The organism is Streptomyces sp. NPDC021115 (assembly GCF_044333065.1).
GTDB lineage: Bacteria > Actinomycetota > Actinomycetes > Streptomycetales > Streptomycetaceae > Streptomyces.
Genome location: NZ_JBIRQF010000026.1, coordinates 61,079 through 80,896, shown reverse-complemented (window position 1 = coordinate 80,896; position 19,818 = coordinate 61,079). Strand labels below are relative to the sequence as shown.

Here is a 19,818-nt window from a genome sequence, read left to right as displayed (position 1 = left end):
ATGATGAGGGTATGACCGCCAGTTCCCGCGCCCAGTCGTTCGACGCAGCCGCGGCTCAGTACGCGGCGAGTCGGCCTTCTTATCCAGCCGCGCTCTTGGACTCCATCGAGGAGTTCGCAGGCTGTCGTCTGGCGGGTGCCCGGGTCGCCGATGTCGGCGCGGGTACCGGAATCGCCAGCGTGCTGCTGCGGGAGCGGGGTGCCGATGTGATCGGTGTGGAGCCGGGTGAGGCCATGGCCGGCGAGTTCCACCGGGCGCTCCCTGAGGTGCCGGTCGTGCGAGGTGACGGTAACGCTCTGCCGCTGGCCGAGGCCTCCTGCGACCTCATCACGTATGCGCAGTCCTGGCAGTGGACCGACCCCGGCCGGTCCGTCCCGGAGGCGTTGCGTGTCCTGCGGGCGGGCGGTGCGCTGGCGATCTGGTGGAACACCACGGCCTTCGACGTGCCGTGGATCCGCGAGCAGCACGCGCGCATCGCGCGCCACTGCGGGGTGGAGCCAAGGTCTGCGGTGCGCCCTTCCGACAGCGATGCCATCCGGTTGGCGGGGCTGAGGGGGCTGCGGGTTGTGCGCCGTCAAGTGCGCTGGAGCCGGACCGTCGCTCTGGACACGCATCTCGCCAACATTGGCAGCCGCTCGGCATTCCTCGTCCTCGAAGAGGCCGCTCGCCACGCGTTCTTCGTCGATGAGCGGGAGCGGCTGAGCAGGATCTTTCCTCGCCAGGAGGTGGTAGAGACCTACGTGGTCGATCTCTTGGTGGCGCTCCGCCCCCGACGCTGTGCGGCAGCGGTGAGGCGGTGCGGTGGGCCGGATCCCGAATGGTCCGAACTCGTCGCGGGCGAAGACCCGGCCCCCAACCGCCACGACCACCGACCCGGTGATCGTTTCAGGTCACGGCACTAGCAGGACTCCGTTAAGGCGTGTGGACCGCTCGACCACATTGCGGTTCTTGCAGGCCACCGGATCGACGGCCACCCGCCAGTCAATCAGCCCGCCGTCGTCTGCGCGGTCGGCAGGACGCCGGAGCACGCGGTCCCAGGTCCCGTCGGCGGCCCAGCGGCGGTGGCGGGCCCACACGGTCTTCCAGGATCCGAATCCGGCTGGGAGGTCTCGCCAAGGAACACCGGTGCGATACCGGTAGACGATCGCCTCGACAATGAGGCGTTGATCGGCCCGCGGCCTGTCGCGACAACCGGTACTGGAGGGCAGCAGAGGCCGGATGCGATCCCACTGCCGGTCGGTCAGCCGGGCGTTACGAGGCATCAGGATCAGACCGCAGAGGTGCTGCGCAGCCGGGCCGGCGGCCCGGCCGGGCTCAGCCAATCGTCTTGATCACCCGGGCGGGCACTCCCGCGACCACGGTGCCGCCAGGGACATCATGAGTGACCACCGCACCGGCAGCGACCACCGCACCGGCGCCGATGGTCACCCCCTGCGTAATCACGGCAGCCGTCCCGATCCAGACGTCGTCCTCGATGACGATCGGGGCGAAGGAGAGGTACTCGCGGCGCTTGGCCAGGGGCAGTGGATGGCCTCCGGTGATGAGGCTGACCTTGGGGGCGATCATGACGCCGTTCCCGATACGGATGCCCCCCTTGTCCATGAAGGTGCATCCCTGGTTGACGAAGACGTTTTCCCCGAACGTCGTGTTCAGCCCGTTCTCGGTAAAGAACGGCGGGTAGATCACCACCGACTCCGGCAGCGGGCCGCCGAACACAACAGAAAGTAGTTCCGCGCGACCTTCGCTGTCGCTGAACGGAAGCACGTTCAGTCGAGACGTCACATCAGTCACCTCCACGATCCGCTCCGCATGGCGCGCGAACTCAAGCGTCTGGACATACATGACCTGCTCTGTGCGGGTAGACATGCGCTGATCCCACCACCGCGCAGAACACTTGATCAAACAACCCTCCACCACACCAGACACAACCAATGGTTGTGGAAGTAGGGTGGAAGCGTGGATGTTGAAGCACTGCGGACGTTCGTGGCCGTCGCCGGGACCGGCCAGTTCCAGGCCGCGGCCGACGAACTGGGGATCAGCCAGCAGGCGGTCTCCAAGCGGATTGCGGCCCTGGAGAGGCACATCGAGGTCACGCTCCTGGTGCGGACGTCCCGAGGCTCCCGGCTGAGCCTGGACGGGCAGGTCTTCTTGCCGCACGCCAAGAAAGTCCTGGCGGCCATCGAGCAGGCCGAGCAGGCCGTGCGCCCCGGAAGCCGTCCCTTGCGCGTCGACGTCCTCAATCGGCGTATCTCCCCGGCCCAGGCCGTCTATCGGTTCTACCGCTCCCACCCCGAGACGGACCTGGACGCGGTCACGCTGAGCAAGGAGAACGCCGCCCAGGCCGTCCAGGCGGTGCTCGAAGGGACCGTCGACGCGTCCTTCCGTGCCCTGCCAGCAGCCCAGGTCCCGGCCGGGATCAGCGCCGAACGACTTCTGGACGTACCCCTGGAGCTCCTGGTCGGCCCCGGCCACCCCCTGGCTGACGTGCCCTGGCTCAGTCCTGCGGACCTGGGCGGTCACCGCATCTGGATCCCCGGGATCAGGCCGAGCACGGAGTGGGCAGCGTTCTACCAGGCACTGTCCGAGGCCTTCGGCCTGAGCATCGACGCACTCGGCCCCAACTTCGGTGACGAGGCACTGATGGACACTCTGGCCGACTCGGCCTCGCTGGCCACCCTCGTCGGCAGCGGGGACCGGTACCTGTGGCCCCAGACCCACGACCTACGGCGCATCCCGTTGCACGACCCGACCCCGGTCTACCCGCACGTGCTGCTGTTCCGCAGCGGAGACCAGCACCCTGTGCTGACCGCGCTACGCAACCATCTGCGCGCTGCAGGCCCGCGAACCCCGCACGACGCGTGGGCACCGGACTGGGTAGCCCGCTGACCACCGAACTGACAGACACGGCCCAGGTTCTCTCGAACTTGGTGTCCTGCTGGGCAGGGGTTGGTGGCAGGCGGTGAGGAAGGCGTGGGCGGCGGTCACGAGAGTGACATGGTGGTGCCAGCCCGGCCAGGAGTCGATCACCCAGGCCGCCGGGGCGATGAGCGGCAGCATGCGTGCGCAGATCCGACGCTGCACCGGCACGGGGTCCCAGGTGGACTGGTTCACGAACTGCTGAAGGTTCTGCCCGTTGCCGTCCGGCAGCCGACCGGCCATGGCCTGAATCGACTTGCGGCGGCCGCCCAGCATCAGCCCCCGCAGTCAGCAGTCACCCTTGGCCCGCTGGTCCTTGCGCGGCACTGAGGCGAACACATCAGCTACGCATGACGCCAGCCCGGCCCGTACACGGTTCACTTCGTGTGCATCCACACATCCAACATGCCTAGCCGAGCTTCTTGAGCAGCTCGGTGGCGAGGGGGCCGGAGGAGGCGGGGTTCTGGCCGGTGACGACGTTGCGGTCGACCTCTACGTGCGGGGCCCACGCCTCGCCGGCCTCGACGGTGATTCCGGCATCGGTCAGCCGGTCCTGGAGCAGCCACTTGGCGGCCGCGGCGCTGCCCGCCAGCTGCTCTTCGGTGTTCGTGAACGCGGTGATCCGGTAACCGGCGTAGGCGTTGGTGCCGTCCTCCTTGACCGCCGCCAGCAGCGCGGCCGGGCCGTGGCACACCACGCCCACCGGCAGCCCCCGGTCCACCGCCCGCGTCAGGATCCGCCCGGAGTCGGCGTCGACCGCGAGGTCCTCCATGGGGCCGTGGCCACCGGGGACGTACACCGCGTCGAAGTCCTCCAGCCGCACATCGGCCAGGACGGCCGGGCGCTGGAACTCGGCGGCGGTTTCCACCACCGTGGTGAGCCGCTCGGCCTCCTCGGCGCCACCAGCGGCCTCCGGAGCCAGGCTGACGGGGTCGACCGGGGACACCACGCCGCCGGGAGTGGCCACGGTGACCTCATGCCCGGCGCTCTTGAAGGCCTCCAGCGGGACGACGGCCTCCTCCGCCCAGAATCCCGTGCGGTGCTTGCTGCCGTCCGCCAGCGTCCATGCGTCGGCTCCGGTCATCACAAAAAGGATCTTCGCCATGGTGCTCTCCTCGTAGCGGTGTTTCGTGCCTGCCCCGCACACTAGGTCCGCCGGTCGTTGAAGATCCAATCACCGCGGTGACACCGCCTCGCGTCATCACTCTGCGCATGATCCCGACGATTGATCCCGACGATCGATTACGCTCGGCGGATGGCGAAGTACTTCGATGTTCACCCCGACAATCCCCAAGCGCGCACGATCGGCAACCTGGCCGACAGGATCCGCTCCGGCGCGCTGGTCGCCTACCCGACGGACTCCTGCTTCGCGCTGGGCTGCCAGATGGGCAACCGCGACGGCATCAGCCGCATCCGGTCGATCCGCGATCTCGACGACCGTCACCACTTCACCCTGGTGTGCCAGGATTTCGCGCAGCTGGGTCAGTTCGTGCACATCGACAAGGATGTGTTCCGCGCGATCAAGGCGGCGACGCCCGGCAGCTACACCTTCATCCTCCCCGCCACGAAGGAGGTGCCGCGTGCGCTGCCGCACCCGAAGAAGAAGACGGTAGGCGTGCGCATTCCGGACCACACCGTGACCCAGGCGCTCCTCGCCGCCCTCGGCGAGCCGCTGCTGTCCAGCACCCTGCTGCTGCCCGGCGAGGACGAGCCGATGACCCAGGGCTGGGAGATCAAGGAACGGCTCGACCATGTGGTGGACGCCGTGATCGACTCGGGAGAGTGCGGCACCGAGCCGACCACGGTCATCGACTTCTCCGAAGGTGAGGCCCAGATCGTGCGGAGGGGAGCGGGCGACACCACGCGGTTCGAATAAGGACCGAGGCCCCGGCGAGGGCTAGTCGTCGATGCACTTGGGGTACTTCGCACCCCGGTTGCAGTCGTGGTAGTCGTACTTGCTGACGCGGAACTTCTTCTCGTCGCCCCCCTTAGCGGGGTCCACGACCAGATAGAACTTCTTCCCGTCCTTCACCTTTTCGGTGACCTTCCCCTCCGGGCCTTTCTCGAAGTCCTGTGCGCACCCGGTCAATGCGAGGGCGGTCACGGCCACGAGAGCGAGGGCGGGGGCGAGGCGGCGTTGCATGTGGTGCTCCTGATCGACTTGAAGACGAGGGCAGTCTAAGGTCATCCGCCGCCCCGCCGAGTGGCGAGGGCCCACCGATCACACCCCCTTCACACATGCCGCCGCGGACCGGCCGTATCGGGGCTCCACGGGCTACCGTTGAGGCGAATGGCTCCATCAGTCCCCGCTCGTTGGCCGACGCCGTGAGGACCAGCCATGACCGATGCTTCACCGAGAGCCGACCTGCACGAAGGGTTCCGCGATCCGCTGCGCGCGGACCCGGCCGCCCTGACCGACTTCCTGGACGAAGTCGACCGGCTGCCGGGGGTGCGGGCCGTCCACCGGGCCATACGACGTTCACTCGGCATTCGCCCCGGCATGCGCGTACTGGACGCCGGATGCGGCATCGGGCTGGAGGTGACCCGGCTGGCCCGGCAGCACCCGGACGCGGACTTCACCGGGCTGGACCAGAATCCGGAACTGCTGCGCACGGCCCGGCGGCGCGCCGTCCCGCCGCCGCCCAACCTCACCTGGGTCCACGCGGCACTGGAGACGTCGGGGCTCGCGGAGGGTTCGTACGACGCGGTCCGCACCGAACGGGTGCTGATGTACGCGCCGGGGCCGCTCTTCGGCGAACTGCTGGACCTGCTGGTCCGTCTCCTGCGCCCGGGTGGGCGCCTGGTGCTGTTCGAGCTCGATTACGGTGCCACCATGCTGTCGCCCGGGCCTGACGGCGATACGCTGGTGCGCCCCTTGGAGGATCTGCTGCACCAGGCGCTTCCCCAGCCGTTGGCGGGCCGGAAGATCCCGCTGGAGCTGACGGCGCGTGGCATGGCGGAGGTCGCGGCAGTCCCGTTTTCCTTCTCCGTGAACGAACCGGTGTGGCGCCGCATCGTGCACGACACCCTGCGCCTCGCCCTGGAACGGGAGCCGGGCGAACGGGGGCCGGGCGAACGGGGGCCGGGCGAACGGGGGCCGGGCGAAGGGAAATCCGGCGGACGCGACGAGCTCCGGTCCTGGCTGGAGGCTCAGGCCGCCGCGGCCCACGACAGCCCGTTTCTCGCCGCGTTCACGGGAGTGCTCACCACTGCCCGCCGGTGAGACACAGCCCCTCGTTGCCCAACGGCCGCTTCCGTCACATCTCTTGACGCCCCGCCAGCACCGCCTTAGCTTCGGCGTTTATAAATGCAGACCGAGTACGCACATATGGACAGTCTCGGGGGCCAGGATGAGATCCGACCGGGCGCGAACCGTGCTCACCCTTGTGGCCTCGGGGACGCTGCTGCTGACCAGCGCGTGTGCCGTGGCGAACGGCGACGCCGCGGGCGATGCCGGGAGCGCGGGCGGCACCCTGCGGGTGGTGCTCACCCAGGAGCCCCCGACGCTGGAGCCCTGCGAGTCGTCGCTGACCGCGACCGGGGTCGTCGTCCGCTCGAACGTCACCGAACCGCTGGTGGAACGGGACCCCACATCGGGCAAGCTCCAACCGCTGCTGGCGACCGGCTGGCGGCAGACGAAGCCCACGACGTGGGCCTTCGACATCCGCTCGGGCGTGACCTTCCAGAACGGACGCCAGTTCACCGCGGAGGACGCCGCCTTCTCCATCGAACGCGCCGTCAACTCGGACCTGGCCTGCAATGTCGACGGCTATGTCTTCGGCGACGAGAAGCTCGGCGTGCGCGCCGTCAGCCCCACCCGGCTGACCGTCACCACGGAGAAGGCCGACCCCATCCTGCCGCTGCGGCTCAGCTTCATCGAGATAGTGCCGCGCACCACCGACACCCGGGCCAAGGTGCGCATACCGGTCGGGACCGGCCCCTACGCCGTCCGGAAGTGGGAGACCGGGGTCTCGATCTCCCTTGCCCGCAACGACAGTTACTGGGGCAAGGCCCCCGCCTATCCCCGGGCCCGCTACGTCTGGCGCGGCGATGCCGGCGTCCGGGCCGCGATGATCGACAAGGGCGAGGCCGACATCGCGACGGCGCTGGACCCCGTGGACGCGGACAAGGACACCACCGTCGCCTACCCCAACAACGAGACCACCGCCCTGCGGCTGGACGGCCGTGAGGCACCGCTGGACGACATCCGGGTGCGCAAGGCGATCGGCATGGCCATCGACCGCACGGGGATCGTCGACGCCCTGCTCGGCGGACTCGCCAAGCCCGCCGCGCAGCTCGTCCCGCCCGGTGTGGTGGGCCACAACGACGGCCTCGCCACCACCCCGTACCGGGTGGCCGCGGCCCGTGCGCTGGTCGAGCGGGCGGCCGCCGACGGCGTGCCCGTCCACCGGCGGATCACCCTCGTCGCGCGCAACGGCCAGTTCGCCGGGATCGCGGAGGTGGCCGAGGCGCTTCAGTACCAGATGGCGCGCATCGGGCTGAACGTACGGATACGGATGGCCGACACCGCCACCCACCTCCAGTACCAGCTGCGCCCGCTCCCCCGTGGCGTCGGGCCGATCGCGCTGCTCATCATGCACGGCAACCAGGCCGGGGACGCGGCCTTCACCACCAGCCAGTACCTGAAGAGCGACGGCCCGCAGTCCACCTTCGGCACCCCGCGACTGGACGAGCGCATCGCCGCGGCGAACGCGCTGTCCGGCAAGGCCCGCCAGCGGGCCTTCGCCACTGTGCTCGCCTACCAGAACGAGAAGGTCGCGCAGTACGCCTACCTGGCCCACATGCGCGGGCTGCTCGGCCTGTCGCCCTCGGTGCGGTACCGCCCGGACTCCGCCACAGGGGACGAGATGCGGCTGGCCGAGGTCCGGCCCGTACCGGCGGGGAGCCGCTGACATGGCGTCCTTCCTGCGCAAGCGCATCATCTCCAGCGCGATCCCCCTGGTGTTCGTGGTGCTGGGCGTGTTCTGCCTGGCCCGGCTGGCCGGCAACCCCGTCGACCTCTATCTCCCGCTCAGCGCCACCCCCGGGCAGCGCGCGGAATTCTCCGCCGCCCACGGCTTCGACGACTCCATCCCGGTGCAGCTGTGGGACTACCTCAGCAATGCCGCACGGCTGGACTTCGGTGTCTCGCTGCGCACCGGGGAGCGCGCCGACGCGATGGTGCTGGAGGCGTTTCCCGTCACCCTCCAGCTCGCGGGCATGACCATGCTGCTGGCGGTCCTCGGCGCCCTGCTGGTGGGAAGCCTCGCCGCGTACCGGCCTCAGTCGGCCGTCGACCGGCTCGCCGGTCTGCTGTCGATGACCGCGGCCAGCATTCCCGACTTCTGGTTCGCGATCATGGGCGTGCTGGTCTTCGGAGTGGCGCTGGACTGGCTGCCGACCTCCGGCACCCTGGGCGGGCCCGAGGTGTGGGTGCTGCCGCTGGCCACGTTGCTGGTCCGCCCGTTCGGGGTGCTCGTCCAGGTGGTGCGCGGCAGCATGGTCGGCGCGCTGTCCGCGCCGTACGTCAAGGTGGCCCGCAGCAAGGGCGCCGATGCCACGCGCGTGGTGTTCGGGCACGCCCTGCGCAACGCCGTCACGCCCGTGCTGACCGTCGCCGGGGACCTCGCCGTGGGTCTCGTCAACGGCGCGGTGGTGGTGGAGACCATCTTCGGCTGGCCCGGGATCGGCAAGCTCATGATCGACTCGATCCTCCAGCGCGACTTCGCGGTGTTGCAGGCCGCCGTCCTGCTCACTGCCGTGACGATCTTCGCGCTCAACATCCTCGTCGACGTCTGCCACGCGCTGATCGACCCGCGGGTGCGCCAGGCGGTGACGGCGTGAGCGAAGGAGCCACCATGCCCGTCCCCGACGACCGCTCCCCCTCCGGTGCGGCCGCCTCCTCGCGTACCCGTCCGCCCCGCTGGTGGCTCCTGCTCGGCAGGGACCGGAGCGCGGCCGCCGCGGCCGTCGTCCTGACCCTGGTGTTCCTCGTCGCGCTGTTCGGGCGGCTGTTCCTGGGCGACCGGGCGGTACGGCAGGACCTGCGCGCCTCGCTGCGGCCGCCCTCCCTCGACCACGGCCTGTCCGGGCTGCTCGGCACCGATGTGCTGGGGCGCAGCGTGCTGGCCCGGCTGGTGGACGCCGCCGGGACGACGCTGTCCATCGCGGTGCCCGCCGTGCTGTGCTCGCTGCTGATCGGCTCGGCCCTCGGGCTGTGGGCCGGATACCACGGGGGTGTGCGGGAGAGCGTCGCGATGCGCGTCGCCGATGTCATCCTCAGCTTTCCGTCCCTGCTGATCGCGGTGGTGGTGCTGTACGTCTTCGCCCCCAGCGCGCTGAACATCGTGCTGATCCTCGCCGTCGCCCGCATCCCCGTCTATCTGCGCACCGCCCGCGCGGAGTCGGCCGAGCTGAGGAGCCGCCTGTTCGTGGACGCGGCCCGGACCTTCGGCACGCCCAGCCGGGCCATCATCTGGCGGCATCTGGTGCCGATCGCGCTGCCGACGCTGCTGACCGTGGCCACGCTCGACTTCTGCTTCGTCATGCTGACCGAGTCGTCCTTGAGTTTCCTCGGCATCGGCATCCAGCCGCCCGATGTCAGCTGGGGGCTGATGGTGGCCCAGGGCCGCCAGTATCTGCGGACCGCGTGGTGGATCGCCGTGCTGCCGGGGCTCGCCATCATGCTCACCACGGTGTCCGCCACGGTGCTCGCCGCCTGGGTGCGCCTGGCCACGGACCCCGGCCAGCGGTGGCGGCTGACGCTGCCCCGGAAGCGGCGCGGCGAACGGGCCGCCGTACCCCCGGAGATGATCGCGTGAAGCCGTCAGCCGCTCTTGAGGTCGAGGGGCTGTGCGTCGATCTGCACACCCCCACCGGCACGGTCCGCGCCGTGGACGGCGTCAGCTTCGGTGTGCACAAGGGGCGCACCCTGGCACTCCTCGGCGAGTCCGGCTGCGGGAAGTCGATGACCGCGCTGGCCGTCGCCGGGCTGCTCGACCCCGTGGCCGAGGTGGCGGGCGGATCCGTACGAGTGTCCGGGACCGATGTGGTGCGGCTGGGCCGGGCCGAGCGCAGAAAGCTGGCCGGCCCGGTGCTGTCGATCGTCTTCCAGGACGCGCTGGCCGCGCTCAACCCCGTGCAGCCGGTCGGCCGTCAGCTCGCCGAGCCGTTCCGTATCCACCGCGGGCTGTCGCGGCGGCAGGCCGCCGAGCGGGCGGTGGAGCTGATGACGCGCGTCGGCATCCCCGAGCCCCGGCTGCGGGCCCGCTCGTATCCGCATCAGTTCTCCGGCGGCATGCGCCAGCGCCTGCTGATCGCGATGGCCGTCGCCCTGGACCCCGATGTGCTGATCGCCGACGAGCCGACGACCGCGCTCGACGTCACCGTGCAGGCGCAGATCATGCGGCTGCTGCGGGACCTCCAGACCGAGCGGGACATGGCGCTCGTGCTGATCACCCACGATCTCGCGGTGGTCGCGCGGCGCGCGGACGACGTGGTGGTGATGTACGCGGGCAACGTGGTGGAGACCGGCCCGGTGCGGGATGTGTTCTCCCGCCCCCGCCACCCCTACACCAAGGCGCTCCTCGACTCCGTTCCCGAACACGCCGTCAGGGGCCGCCCACTGCCCGCGGTGCCGGGCAGCCCGCCCGAGCTGAGCGCGGTGCCGTCCGGCTGTGTCTTCCGGGCCCGATGCCCGCTGGCCGGTGAACGCTGCACCCTCGAACGCCCTCCCCTTGAGTCCGTGGGCGCCTCGCGCACGGCCGCCTGCCACTTCTCCGAGGAGCTGGACCGTGTCTGAGAGCGTGTCCGCGTACGTGTCGGAGAACGTGTCCGGGAGCCCCGGAACGCCCCTGCTCGACGTCCGTGGCGTGACGAAGTCGTTCGGCCACGGCCGCCGCAGGCTGACCGCGGTGGACGGCGTCGACCTCCGGGTCGGGCGCGGGGAGACCCTGGGCCTGGTGGGCGAGTCGGGCTGCGGAAAGTCGACCCTGGCCCGGATGGTGCTCGGGCTGGAGCGGCCCGACGCGGGAGAGGTGCGCTTCGACGGCACCGATCCGTTCACCCTGAAGGGCCGGGAGCTGCTGGCCTGGCGGCGCCGGGTGCAGATGGTGTTCCAGGACCCGTTCGCCTCGCTCAACGCCCGGATGTCCGCCGCCGACCTCATCGGCGAGCCGTGGCGCACCCACCGCGACATCGTGCCCACGGCACGGGAGCGGGACCGCCGGGTCGTCGAGCTGCTGTCCCTCGTCGGGCTGCGGGAGAGCGACGCCCACCGCTACCCGAACGAGTTCTCCGGCGGGCAGCGGCAGCGCATCGGCATCGCCCGCGCGCTGGCCCTCGAACCCGATCTCATCGTGTGCGACGAGCCGGTGTCCGCGCTGGATCTGTCGGTGCAGGCCCAGGTGCTCAATGTGCTCTCCGAACTGCGGGCGCGGCTCGGTGTGTCGTACGTGTTCATCTCCCACGACCTGTCCGTGGTGCGGTACATCTCCGACCGGGTGGCGGTGATGTACCTGGGCAAGGTCGTCGAACACGGCCGCGCCGACGAGGTCTTCGACCGGCCGCTGCACCCCTACACCGCCGCCCTGATGTCCTCCGCACCCCGGCTGGATGTGTCCGGGGCGGCGCCCGACGAGGAGATTCCGCTGCGCGGGGAGATCCCGTCCCCGTACGCCATTCCCTCGGGCTGCCGGTTCCGTACCCGCTGCTGGAAGAGCGAGCCCCGCTGCGCCGAGGGTGCCCCCGCGGCCGTCGGCCGCGAACCCGCCGGGGACACCGGGCACGAGCCCCACGAGGCCCTGTGCCACTTCCCGCTCGGCGGCTGATGCCACCCCCGGCGCAGAACCGCGGCCGGGCATCGCTCTCCGTGGACGGTCAGTTCGGGTTGTCCGCGTGGGTGAGGGTCGTCCAGGCGTTGAAGTAGTTGTCGGTGCCGGACGGGCGGTGTGCCTCGGTGTACTTCTGGGTGTTGGACATGGCGATGCCGAGGCGGTTGTGGAGGGCGTTGAAGCCGACCTCGGTGACCTCGTCGAGGCCCTTCTTGACCGAGCCGCCGCACAGCCAGGACGGCACGGTGGCGCCGTTCTCGTAGGAGGTGTGGAAGCCCAGGGCGTAGCGCAGCCGGTCCTGGATCTTCGGGTAGAGGTCCTGGCCCTGGATGCGGCTGGTCTCGGCGATGTCCGCGATGGAGGCGAGCCCCCAGCCGGTGTGCCCGAAGTCGCGGCAGGTCTCCTGGGCGAGGCCGTCGGCGAAGGTGCTCTGGCCCTGCCAGTACTTGATGATCTCGGCCTTGGTGTCGATGCTGCTGTTCGCGGGCGGGTCGGGCAGATCGCCGTCGCTGGTCAGGTAGACGTACGCGGGGACGCGCGCGAGGTAGGTGCTGACGGCCTTGTCGTAGGCGGTGCGGTCCTCGATGAAGACGGAGATGCCGATCGCCGCCTCGGTCATGACCAGCTGCCAGTTGCCGTTCTTGGTCTCGGCACCGCTGATCACCTCGGGGAGGTACACATCGCGCAGCATGGTCGCGAAGCGGCCGGAGTTCGCCCAGCCGCCATCGTACGTGTACTTGATGATCTCGGCGGCGCGCGGCCAGGTGGACCCGGCCCAGCCGGTCTGGAGCGGGGCGTTGCTGTTGGTGTGGTCGGTGATGGTCCCGGACCAGGCGTCCATGATCTCGATCGCCTTCTTGGCGTATCTGCTGTCCCGGGTGAAGTACCAGGCGAGCGCGTCGGTGTAGGCCGTGATGGCGTCCTGGCGCTCGTCGGTGCAGCCGTAGTTGGGGTTGGACGACGAGCCGCATTCCACGACGGCCCGCGGCTTGGCGCTACGCGACAGTGAGGCGTACGAGCTGCCCATCATGTCGTCGTACGCGGCCTTCCAGGGCTGCTGACCGGCCTGCACCTTCGCCCGGGCGTAGTCGAGTTGCCCCCGGCTCACCAGCACCCCGGGGTGGGTGAAGGTGGTCGGCGCGGCGGTGGCGCGCGGGGCCGGGCCGGTGAGCTGAAGGCTCAGCAGCCCGGCCAGCAGGGCGAGAACACTGAGCAGCGCGGTTCTGGTTCGTGCCATCCGATGACCTCTTCCATGCTCGATTCGCATGCTCGACGGGGGAAGCGGTGGCGCAGCGGAACAAGATTGGCCTGGACCATAGGGTTAGCCCGTGGACATGTCAATGCGCGCGTATATGGCCGCTGTTCACTCCCTTGACCACGCGTCAGGCATGGGCAGCATGAACGCTCAGTATGTGGACGGCTACCTCACCCCTGGAACGCGGCGACGACCTCCTGTCGGCGCAGCCGGGTCTGCTTGGGCATGCGCCAGCCGAGCACCCCGGTCGTGACGCCGTTCCGTCGGTACAGGGCGACGAACCGGCCCTCGGCCATGTCCCCCTCCACGACGGTCACTTCGGCGTCAGCCGACAGCACACCGTACACCTGGATCTTGACGTCGAACTGGTCGGTCCAGAAGTACGGCACCGGGCTGTAGGGGCGGCTCTCGCCGAGGATGGCGGCCGCCACATGGCCCGCCTGCTCGGTGGCGTTGGTGCGGTTCTCCAGGCGCAACAGGGCGCCGAGCCCTTCGTGGTGCCAGCGGGCCACGTCCCCGACCGCGTAGACGCCGTCCGCCGCGCGGCACGAGGAGTCGCACACCACTCCGTTGTCGACCTTGAGGCCGCTGCCCGTGAGCCAGTCCGTCGCCGGGGCGGAGCCGAAGGCCACCACGACCAGGTCGGCGGGCAGCACCTCGCCGGTGGCCAGGTGCACTCCCGTGACGCGTCCGTCGTGTTCGCCCAGCCCGGTGCCCCCGGCGCCGAGCCGCAGGTCGACGCCGCGTTCGGTGTGCAGTGCGGCGAGTTGCCGGGCTACCAGGGGGCCGAACTGGCTCTCCAGCGGGGCCGACTGGGGTCCGGCCAGGGTGACCGACGCCCCCATGGTCCGTGCGGTGGCGGCGATTTCCGTGCCGAGCACCCCGTCCCCCACCACCACGACGCGCGAGGCGGTCAGCAGATCGGCCCGCAGCGCCGACGCGTCATCGAGAGTACGCAGCACATGGACCCCGGCCAGACCGCCCTGTCCGGCGAACGTGCGGGGCTGAAGCCCCGTCGCCACCACGACCGCGTCAGCCCGCAGCACACGGCCGGAAGCGGTGTGGACGGTACGCGCCTCCGCGTCGAGACCGACGGCCGCATCACCGAGAATGAACTCGGCATCCAGCGACGCCAGTTGCTCGGGCGGACGCAGAGAGGCGCGGTCGGGCTCCCAGACGCCGGAGAGGACCTGCTTGGACAGCGGCGGCCGGTCGTAGGGCTGATGCGACTCGGCACCCAGCACCGTCACACTGCCCTGGAATCCCTTGCGCCGCAGGGCCTCCGCGGTGGAGAGCCCGGCCGCGGACGCCCCGACCACCAGAACACTGGCGGGAGTACTCATGCGTCCTCGCTCACGTGGATCGCACCCGCGGGGCACACCTGCACGCACTCACGCACCGCGTCGTGCTGCTCCGCGGGGGGTGTCGCGTCGAGCAGGATCACGACCCCGTCCTCCTCACGCTGGTCGAACACCTCCGGCGCGACCATCACGCAGGTGCCCGCGGCGCAGCACTTGTCCTCTTCGACGGTGACCTTCATCGCTGATACTCCTTCGCTGATTCAAACGGGTTGAGAAGTGGCCGTGAGCGGCCGAGGGGTTGGCGTCGCGGGCTACCAGGTGACGGGAAGCTCGTAGACGCCGTAGACCAGGCCGTCGTACTTGAAGGGGATCTGGTCCGGCTCGATGGCCAGCCGCAGGGTGGGGATGCGCCGGTAGAGGGTGCTGTAGACGACCTGGAGTTCCATCCGGGCCAGCGGCTGCCCCAGGCACTGGTGGACGCCGAAGCCGAACGCCACATGGCGGCGCGCGTCGCGGGTGATGTCCAGCCGGTCCGGGGCGGGGAACACCTGGGGGTCGCGGTTGGCGATCTCGTTGGGCATGATCAGGCCCTCACCCGCGCGGACCGTCTGCCCCGCGATCTCGATGTCCTCCAGCGCGACCCGCATCCGCCCGTTGTGGACGATGTTCAGGTAGCGCAGCAACTCCTCCACCGCCGAAGCGACCAGCTTCGGATCGTCGGTGTCGCGGAGGAGGGCGAGCTGATCGGGGTGTTCGAGCAGGGCCAGCGTGCCCAGGGCGATCATGTTGGCGGTGGTCTCATGCCCGGCGATCAGCATCAGCGTGCCCATCCGCGCCGCCTCCGCCCGGGTCAACTCCCCTGCCGTAATCCGCTCGACCAGCCCGGACAGCAGATCGTCGCCGGGAGCGGTGAGCTTCTCGCCCACCAGGCCGTCCAGGTACTCGGTCAGCGCCGCATGGGCCGCCTGCCGCTGCTCCGGTGCGGCGGTCCGCTGGATGATCGTCTTGCTGTTCTCCTGGAAGAACTCGTGGTCGCCGTAGGGGACGCCGAGCAGTTCGGAGATCACCAGTGACGGCACGGGCAGGGCGAACGCCTCGACCAGATCCGTGGGGTTCGGTCCGGCCAGCAGGTCGTCGATCAGGTCGTCGACGATCTTCTGCACCGCCGGGCGCATGGCCTCGACGCGCTTGACGGCGAACGGCGCGGTGACCATCCGGCGGAATCGGGCGTGCTCCGGGTCGTCCATCCCGATGAAGCTGCGCTTCACACCACCAGGCGGCAGGGGCACCGTGCTGGGGTAGCCGGGGCGACTGGCATCGGCGCTGATCCGCGGGTCCGCCAGCGCGGCCCGCTGCTCGGCGAAGCCGGTGACCAGCCACGGGGTGCTGCCGTCCCACAGCCGGACCCGGGTCAGCGGACCCTCCTGCCGCTGGGCGTAAAGCTCCGGAGCCGGGTCGAACGGGCAGCCCGCCGATTTGGCCATCGGGAAGTCGGGGACCTTGGCCGGGTTCTCCCCGACGAAACGCAGTGCGCTGGTCATGGTTGCTGTCCTCTCCTCTGCTCCCCGTTCGACCGGGCCGGCCGGCGGCGGGGAACACGGGCACGTCGCCTCTCGAGAACAAGTAAACCCGACGATTTAAAAAAGTCAAGCGCACGCTTTAAACGGAGTCGATCAGCGCTCATGCGTGACAGGCGCCTGCCACAGCGCCACGATCACGTCGATGAGGCCAGTGGCGACCCCACACCACGCCGCACGGGAGCGGGCAGGGGCGTCGCCGGCGAGGGCGCGCTCCCTGTCGACGGCCATCTGCGTGATCAGGTGACGCGTCATGGCGGCACGCTCCTCGTATACCTCGGCGGGCAGATCGGGCAGACAGCGGTTCATGCCCTCCCGCAACGCACGCATCGACGGAGCGGTGACGGTGAATTCCTCGGTCGCGATCGCGTAGAGCGCGGGGTCGGCCGTGACCTGGGCGATGAACCGCGCGTACCAGCTGGGACTGCCCAGAGCCTCCAGATGCCCGGTGGTCGGACGGACCGCACAGGCCACCCAGTCCCGGAGATCGACGGAGTCACCGATGTCGACCAGCAGCCGCGCCCGGAGCCCTTCGATCTTCTCGGCATGCCGGCGAACGATGGCACGGACCAGATCGACCTTGGTGCCGAAGTGATAGCTGACCGCGGCGTTATTGCCCTGTCCGGCGGCCTCACTGATCTGACGGTTCGCCACCGCGTGCACCCCGCGCTCGGCGAACAGCCGCTCCGCGGCGCTCAGCAACGCTTCCCGCGTCGCGGCGACCCGCTCATCCTGCCGCGCCCTGTCTGCCATCTTCACCACCGCATCGGGGCCTCACCACCTCCGCGGCGACCGGCCCCACAGGCCGCCGCGGACCCTCACCCGAACCGGCGAGGTCAAACGTCGGAAGCCTACGCAACGGCACGTCACGGACGAGCCGCACCGAAACCCGCCCCCGGGTTGAGGCAGGAACCCCTTGGCGCTACTTTAAATAAGTCCATTGATTTAAGTCGGTAATCGTTGCGCGCACAACACCTTCGCCCTCCATGGAGATGTCAGATGAGCCAGAACGACCAGGTCGTCCGTCTGCCGCTGCCCGCCGAAGGACCGCTGGCCCCGCCGACCGCGTGGAAGGGACTGCGCGAGCGGTGCCCGGTGGCCACCGCCGAACTCCCCAGCGGGGACACGGGCGTGTTGCTGACCCGCTACGACCACATCAAGGCCCTGCTGTCGGATCCTCGTTTCGCCCGACCGACCTCCGAGGACGACGGCGCCCGGATCGCGCCCGAGGGAGGGGGCGGCGCGGCAGCCGATGGCGACGTGTCGATCGGCGTCCCCTTGAAGGGCGAGGCCCATCTGCGGTGGCGCCGGCAGGTGGGCAAGTACTTCACCGCCAAGCGCATGACCGCGCTGCGCCCCGGCATGGTGGAGATGACCGAAGCCCTCGTCGCCGCCATGGTCGACAGTGGCCGGCCCGCCGACCTCAAGGCCGCGCTCGGCTTCCCGCTGCCGGTCTACGTGATCTGCGACCTCCTCGGCGCCCCCACCGAGGACCGGGACCGCTTCTCCCACTGGTCCGACGCGTTCCTGAACATCACCCGCTTCTCGAAGGAGGAGACCACGGCGGCGTACGAGGAGTTCGTGTCGTACATGTCCGAGCTCGTCGCCGCCAAGCGCGCCGAGCCTGGCGGGGACCTGCTCAGCATGCTGATCGAGGAGAGCAGGGCCGAAGGCGAGGGGCTGACCGACCACGAACTCCTCGGCACCGGCACGGGGCTGCTGGTCGCCGGGCACGAGACCACCGCGAACATGATCGGCAAGATGGTCGCCCTGCTGCTGGCCGACCGCACGCGGTGGGAACGCCTGCTGGCCGACCCCTCCCTCGTACGCAGCGCCGTCGACGAGGCACTGCGATTCGACGCCAATCTGGGCGGCTTCGGTATCCGCCGCTACCTCGGCGAGGACTTCGCCGTCGACGGAGACACGCTGCCCGGCGGCACCACCGTCTTCTGCGCCATGTCTGCGGCCAACCGCGACGAGCAGGTGTTCAGCGACCCGGACGAGATGGACCTCGGTCGCAGCCCCAACCCCCATCTGACCTTCGGCGCCGGGCCGCACTCCTGCCTGGGCCAGTCCCTGGCCCGCACCGAACTCCAGGTCGTCCTGGAGGTCCTGCTGCGCGAACTGCCCACCCTCGACCTGGCCGTGCCCGTCGAGGAACTGCGGCAGATCCAGGGACTGACCGTCGGTGGCCTGCGCGAGGTGCCCGTGCGCTGGTGACCTCTGATCCGACCACCTCCGCCTCCATTCCCCCCACCACGAGGAGTGCACATGACCAACGCCCTTGACCGCACCCCGGACGAGGACGTTCCCGAGTTCCCGATGCCCCGGGCCACTGGGTGTCCGTTCGCCCCGCCGCCGGAGATGATGCGGCTGCACGACGAGCAGCCGATCTCCAGGGTCCGGCTATGGGACGGCAGTACGCCCTGGCTCGTCACCCGCCACGCCGACCAACGCACCCTGTACGGCGACCAGCGGCTCAGCGTCGACCCCACACGCCCCGGCTTCCCCCACATGAGCGCCGCGTTCCAGGAAGCCCTCTCCAAGAACGTGCCGTCCTTCCTCCACATGGACGACCCCGACCACGCCCGCATCCGCCGCATGGTCACCGGCCCGTTCATCATCAAACGCATCGAGGCCATGCGGCCCGCCGTCCAGAAGATGACCGACGACTTCCTCGACACCATGCTGGCCGGACCCAAACCCGCCGACCTGGTCCCGGCCCTCGCGCTCCCGCTGCCATCCCTCGTCATCTGCGAACTGCTCGGCGTCCCCTACGAAGACCACGAATTCTTCCAGAGCAAGAGCGCGGTAGGGGTACGCCGGGACGCCTCCCCCGAAGAGTCACGGGCCGCCTCCGGCGCGCTCATGACGTACCTGGACAAGCAAATCGGGGCCAAGCTCGCCGACCCGGCCGACGACCTGCTCTCCGACCTGGCCGCCCGGACGAAGACCGGCGACCTCACCCGCCACGAGGCCGCCATGCTGGGCCTGCTGCTGCTAGGCGCGGGACACGAGACCACCGCCAACATGATCGCCCTGGGTGTCCTCGCCCTCCTCGAACACCCCGATCAGCTGGCCACCGTCCGCGACACCGACGACCCGGAGGTCCTCGCGGGCGCGGTGGAGGAGCTGCTGCGCTACCTGACCATCGTCCACAACGGGCAGCGCCGCCTCGCGCTGGCGGACATCGAGATCGGGGGCCAGCTCATCCGGGCCGGTGAAGGCGTCATCATCCCCGGCGCCACCGGCAACTGGGACCACGAGATCTTCCCCGACCCCGAACGGCTCGACATCCACCGCGACGCCCGCCGCCACATGGCCTTCGGCTTCGGCGTCCACCAATGCCTGGGCCAGCCACTGGCCCGGCTGGAGTTGCAGGTCGTCTACCGCACCCTCTTCCGCCGCGTGCCCACCCTGCGCCGCGCCACCGAACTGGAGAACATCCCGTTCAAGGACGACGGCGTCGTCTACGGCGTCTACGAACTACCCGTGACCTGGTAGCGGCGACCGGCCATGATCAGGCGGTGGCGTCGGTCCGGAGGACCAGGTCGAGCAGTCCGGGAAAGCGGGCGTCGAACTCCTCACGGCGCAGCCGGTTGACCCGCCTGGGCCCCTGGTCACGCTGTTCCACCAGACCGGCGCCACGCAGGACCGAGAAGTGGTGGCTGAGCGCGGCTTTACCTACGGACACGTCGAAGCCACCACAGCTGCGCGTCCAGTCGGCGGAGCCCGCCAGCTCGCGGATCAGCTGGATGCGTACGGGGTCGGCGAGCGCGGACAGGGCGGTCAGGACGGACACCTCGCGGGGGTCCGTGTGCACCGGCGCGGCGCGGTGGCCGCCCCCCGCGGTCTGGTTCTCCATGACCCTCCTCACCTTGCCCAGTGTTCGATGAATACCTTACAGTCCCCAGTGTTCGCTTTTCATTGAACACTGG

General features: G+C 69.9%; 20 protein-coding genes and 2 pseudogenes. 11 read left to right on the top strand and 11 right to left on the bottom strand.

Annotated elements, in window-relative coordinates; all coding sequences use genetic code 11:
• Positions 1–11: 11 nt before the first annotated feature.
• A pseudogene (locus tag ACH4TL_RS42035) lies at positions 12–770 on the top strand (class I SAM-dependent methyltransferase); the annotation flags it as partial.
• 120 nt (positions 771–890) lie between these two features.
• On the opposite strand, the gene ACH4TL_RS42030 reads toward ACH4TL_RS42035, so the two are convergent.
• Complete coding sequence (locus tag ACH4TL_RS42030; protein ID WP_398329449.1) at positions 891–1,322, bottom strand: transposase; 432 nt, start codon at positions 1,320–1,322, stop codon at positions 891–893.
• Positions 1,315–1,842 carry a DapH/DapD/GlmU-related protein gene (locus ACH4TL_RS42025; protein ID WP_398329506.1) on the bottom strand — a complete coding sequence of 176 codons (528 nt, stop codon included), beginning with the start codon at positions 1,840–1,842 and terminating at the stop codon, positions 1,315–1,317. The genes ACH4TL_RS42030 and ACH4TL_RS42025 overlap by 8 nt, the downstream gene beginning before the upstream one ends.
• Before the next feature lie 114 nt (positions 1,843–1,956).
• On the opposite strand from ACH4TL_RS42025, the gene ACH4TL_RS42020 reads away from it, so the two are divergent.
• A complete protein-coding gene (locus ACH4TL_RS42020) occupies positions 1,957–2,886 on the top strand; it encodes a LysR family transcriptional regulator (protein WP_398329446.1) in 930 nt (309 codons plus the stop codon).
• Positions 2,887–3,018: 132 nt separating this feature from the next.
• Here ACH4TL_RS42020 and ACH4TL_RS42015 read toward each other — a convergent pair.
• Together ACH4TL_RS42015 and ACH4TL_RS42010 are read right to left on the bottom strand one after the other, a co-directional pair.
• A pseudogene (locus ACH4TL_RS42015) lies at positions 3,019–3,312 on the bottom strand (transposase); the annotation flags it as partial.
• Between the two features lie 13 nt (positions 3,313–3,325).
• Positions 3,326–4,021: a type 1 glutamine amidotransferase domain-containing protein gene (locus ACH4TL_RS42010; protein WP_398329443.1), complete on the bottom strand. Its 696-nt coding sequence runs from the start codon at positions 4,019–4,021 to the stop codon at positions 3,326–3,328.
• Positions 4,022–4,171: 150 nt separating this feature from the next.
• Here ACH4TL_RS42010 and ACH4TL_RS42005 point away from each other — a divergent pair, with 150 nt between their 5' ends.
• Positions 4,172–4,792, top strand: a complete 621-nt coding sequence (locus ACH4TL_RS42005; RefSeq protein ID WP_398329440.1) for an L-threonylcarbamoyladenylate synthase — start codon at positions 4,172–4,174, stop codon at positions 4,790–4,792.
• 21 nt (positions 4,793–4,813) lie between these two features.
• Here the strand turns inward: ACH4TL_RS42005 and ACH4TL_RS42000 are convergent, their stop codons facing one another.
• Positions 4,814–5,059, bottom strand: coding sequence for a hypothetical protein (locus ACH4TL_RS42000; RefSeq protein ID WP_398329437.1), 246 nt, complete (start codon positions 5,057–5,059; stop codon positions 4,814–4,816).
• Between the two features lie 195 nt (positions 5,060–5,254).
• On the opposite strand from ACH4TL_RS42000, the gene ACH4TL_RS41995 reads away from it, so the two are divergent.
• The 6 genes from ACH4TL_RS41995 (at position 5,255) to ACH4TL_RS41970 (ending at position 11,744) form a co-directional block, all read left to right on the top strand.
• A complete protein-coding gene (locus ACH4TL_RS41995; protein WP_398329434.1) occupies positions 5,255–6,139 on the top strand; it encodes a methyltransferase domain-containing protein in 885 nt (294 codons plus the stop codon).
• A gap of 127 nt (positions 6,140–6,266) precedes the next feature.
• Complete coding sequence (locus tag ACH4TL_RS41990; protein WP_398329431.1) at positions 6,267–7,829, top strand: ABC transporter substrate-binding protein; 1,563 nt, start codon at positions 6,267–6,269, stop codon at positions 7,827–7,829.
• Position 7,830: 1 nt separating this feature from the next.
• Complete coding sequence (locus tag ACH4TL_RS41985) at positions 7,831–8,760, top strand: ABC transporter permease (RefSeq protein WP_398329428.1); 930 nt, start codon at positions 7,831–7,833, stop codon at positions 8,758–8,760.
• Between the two features lie 14 nt (positions 8,761–8,774).
• Positions 8,775–9,737, top strand: a complete 963-nt coding sequence (locus ACH4TL_RS41980) for an ABC transporter permease (RefSeq protein WP_398329425.1) — start codon at positions 8,775–8,777, stop codon at positions 9,735–9,737.
• Positions 9,734–10,717: an ABC transporter ATP-binding protein gene (locus ACH4TL_RS41975; protein WP_398329422.1), complete on the top strand. Its 984-nt coding sequence runs from the start codon at positions 9,734–9,736 to the stop codon at positions 10,715–10,717. Before ACH4TL_RS41980 ends, ACH4TL_RS41975 begins: the two co-directional genes overlap by 4 nt.
• On the top strand, positions 10,710–11,744 hold the full coding sequence (locus ACH4TL_RS41970) for an ABC transporter ATP-binding protein (protein ID WP_398329419.1): 1,035 nt from the start codon (positions 10,710–10,712) through the stop codon (positions 11,742–11,744). The genes ACH4TL_RS41975 and ACH4TL_RS41970 overlap by 8 nt, the downstream gene beginning before the upstream one ends.
• Before the next feature lie 49 nt (positions 11,745–11,793).
• Here ACH4TL_RS41970 and ACH4TL_RS41965 read toward each other — a convergent pair whose 3' ends face one another.
• The 5 genes from ACH4TL_RS41965 to ACH4TL_RS41945 form a co-directional block, all read right to left on the bottom strand.
• Entirely contained in the window at positions 11,794–12,984 is a 1,191-nt protein-coding gene (locus ACH4TL_RS41965; RefSeq protein WP_398329416.1) for an alginate lyase family protein, read from the bottom strand.
• Between the two features lie 188 nt (positions 12,985–13,172).
• Positions 13,173–14,345: an NAD(P)/FAD-dependent oxidoreductase gene (locus ACH4TL_RS41960; protein WP_398329413.1), complete on the bottom strand. Its 1,173-nt coding sequence runs from the start codon at positions 14,343–14,345 to the stop codon at positions 13,173–13,175.
• Positions 14,342–14,542: a ferredoxin gene (locus ACH4TL_RS41955; protein WP_398329410.1), complete on the bottom strand. Its 201-nt coding sequence runs from the start codon at positions 14,540–14,542 to the stop codon at positions 14,342–14,344. The genes ACH4TL_RS41960 and ACH4TL_RS41955 overlap by 4 nt, the downstream gene beginning before the upstream one ends.
• A gap of 72 nt (positions 14,543–14,614) precedes the next feature.
• Positions 14,615–15,844: a cytochrome P450 gene (locus ACH4TL_RS41950; RefSeq protein WP_398329407.1), complete on the bottom strand. Its 1,230-nt coding sequence runs from the start codon at positions 15,842–15,844 to the stop codon at positions 14,615–14,617.
• A gap of 132 nt (positions 15,845–15,976) precedes the next feature.
• The gene (locus ACH4TL_RS41945) at positions 15,977–16,633 is read right to left on the bottom strand and encodes a TetR/AcrR family transcriptional regulator (protein ID WP_398329405.1); all 657 of its coding nucleotides are present in this window, start codon (positions 16,631–16,633) and stop codon (positions 15,977–15,979) included.
• 246 nt (positions 16,634–16,879) lie between these two features.
• Here ACH4TL_RS41945 and ACH4TL_RS41940 point away from each other — a divergent pair, with 246 nt between their 5' ends.
• Positions 16,880–18,100, top strand: a complete 1,221-nt coding sequence (locus ACH4TL_RS41940) for a cytochrome P450 (RefSeq protein WP_398329402.1) — start codon at positions 16,880–16,882, stop codon at positions 18,098–18,100.
• 51 nt (positions 18,101–18,151) lie between these two features.
• A complete protein-coding gene (locus ACH4TL_RS41935; protein WP_398329399.1) occupies positions 18,152–19,384 on the top strand; it encodes a cytochrome P450 in 1,233 nt (410 codons plus the stop codon).
• 16 nt (positions 19,385–19,400) lie between these two features.
• On the opposite strand, the gene ACH4TL_RS41930 is transcribed toward ACH4TL_RS41935, so the two are convergent.
• A complete protein-coding gene (locus ACH4TL_RS41930; protein WP_398329396.1) occupies positions 19,401–19,745 on the bottom strand; it encodes an ArsR/SmtB family transcription factor in 345 nt (114 codons plus the stop codon).
• Positions 19,746–19,818: the final 73 nt, after the last annotated feature.

Bases quoted from the DNA above. Each gene is read 5' to 3' on its own strand.
- ACH4TL_RS42000 (WP_398329437.1), bottom strand. From the start codon at position 5,059: ATGCAACGCCGCCTCGCCCCCGCCCTCGCTCTCGTGGCCGTGACCGCC.
- ACH4TL_RS41940 (WP_398329402.1), top strand. From the start codon at position 16,880: ATGAGCCAGAACGACCAGGTCGTCCGTCTGCCGCTGCCCGCCGAAGGA.
- ACH4TL_RS41985 (WP_398329428.1), top strand. From the start codon at position 7,831: ATGGCGTCCTTCCTGCGCAAGCGCATCATCTCCAGCGCGATCCCCCTG.
- ACH4TL_RS42010 (WP_398329443.1), bottom strand. From the start codon at position 4,021: ATGGCGAAGATCCTTTTTGTGATGACCGGAGCCGACGCATGGACGCTG.
- ACH4TL_RS41965 (WP_398329416.1), bottom strand. From the start codon at position 12,984: ATGGCACGAACCAGAACCGCGCTGCTCAGTGTTCTCGCCCTGCTGGCC.
- ACH4TL_RS42025 (WP_398329506.1), bottom strand. From the start codon at position 1,842: ATGTATGTCCAGACGCTTGAGTTCGCGCGCCATGCGGAGCGGATCGTG.
- ACH4TL_RS41945 (WP_398329405.1), bottom strand. From the start codon at position 16,633: ATGGCAGACAGGGCGCGGCAGGATGAGCGGGTCGCCGCGACGCGGGAA.
- ACH4TL_RS41955 (WP_398329410.1), bottom strand. From the start codon at position 14,542: ATGAAGGTCACCGTCGAAGAGGACAAGTGCTGCGCCGCGGGCACCTGC.
- ACH4TL_RS41950 (WP_398329407.1), bottom strand. From the start codon at position 15,844: ATGACCAGCGCACTGCGTTTCGTCGGGGAGAACCCGGCCAAGGTCCCC.
- ACH4TL_RS41935 (WP_398329399.1), top strand. From the start codon at position 18,152: ATGACCAACGCCCTTGACCGCACCCCGGACGAGGACGTTCCCGAGTTC.
- ACH4TL_RS41990 (WP_398329431.1), top strand. From the start codon at position 6,267: ATGAGATCCGACCGGGCGCGAACCGTGCTCACCCTTGTGGCCTCGGGG.
- ACH4TL_RS41980 (WP_398329425.1), top strand. From the start codon at position 8,775: ATGCCCGTCCCCGACGACCGCTCCCCCTCCGGTGCGGCCGCCTCCTCG.
- ACH4TL_RS41995 (WP_398329434.1), top strand. From the start codon at position 5,255: ATGACCGATGCTTCACCGAGAGCCGACCTGCACGAAGGGTTCCGCGAT.
- ACH4TL_RS41960 (WP_398329413.1), bottom strand. From the start codon at position 14,345: ATGAGTACTCCCGCCAGTGTTCTGGTGGTCGGGGCGTCCGCGGCCGGG.
- ACH4TL_RS41930 (WP_398329396.1), bottom strand. From the start codon at position 19,745: ATGGAGAACCAGACCGCGGGGGGCGGCCACCGCGCCGCGCCGGTGCAC.
- ACH4TL_RS42005 (WP_398329440.1), top strand. From the start codon at position 4,172: ATGGCGAAGTACTTCGATGTTCACCCCGACAATCCCCAAGCGCGCACG.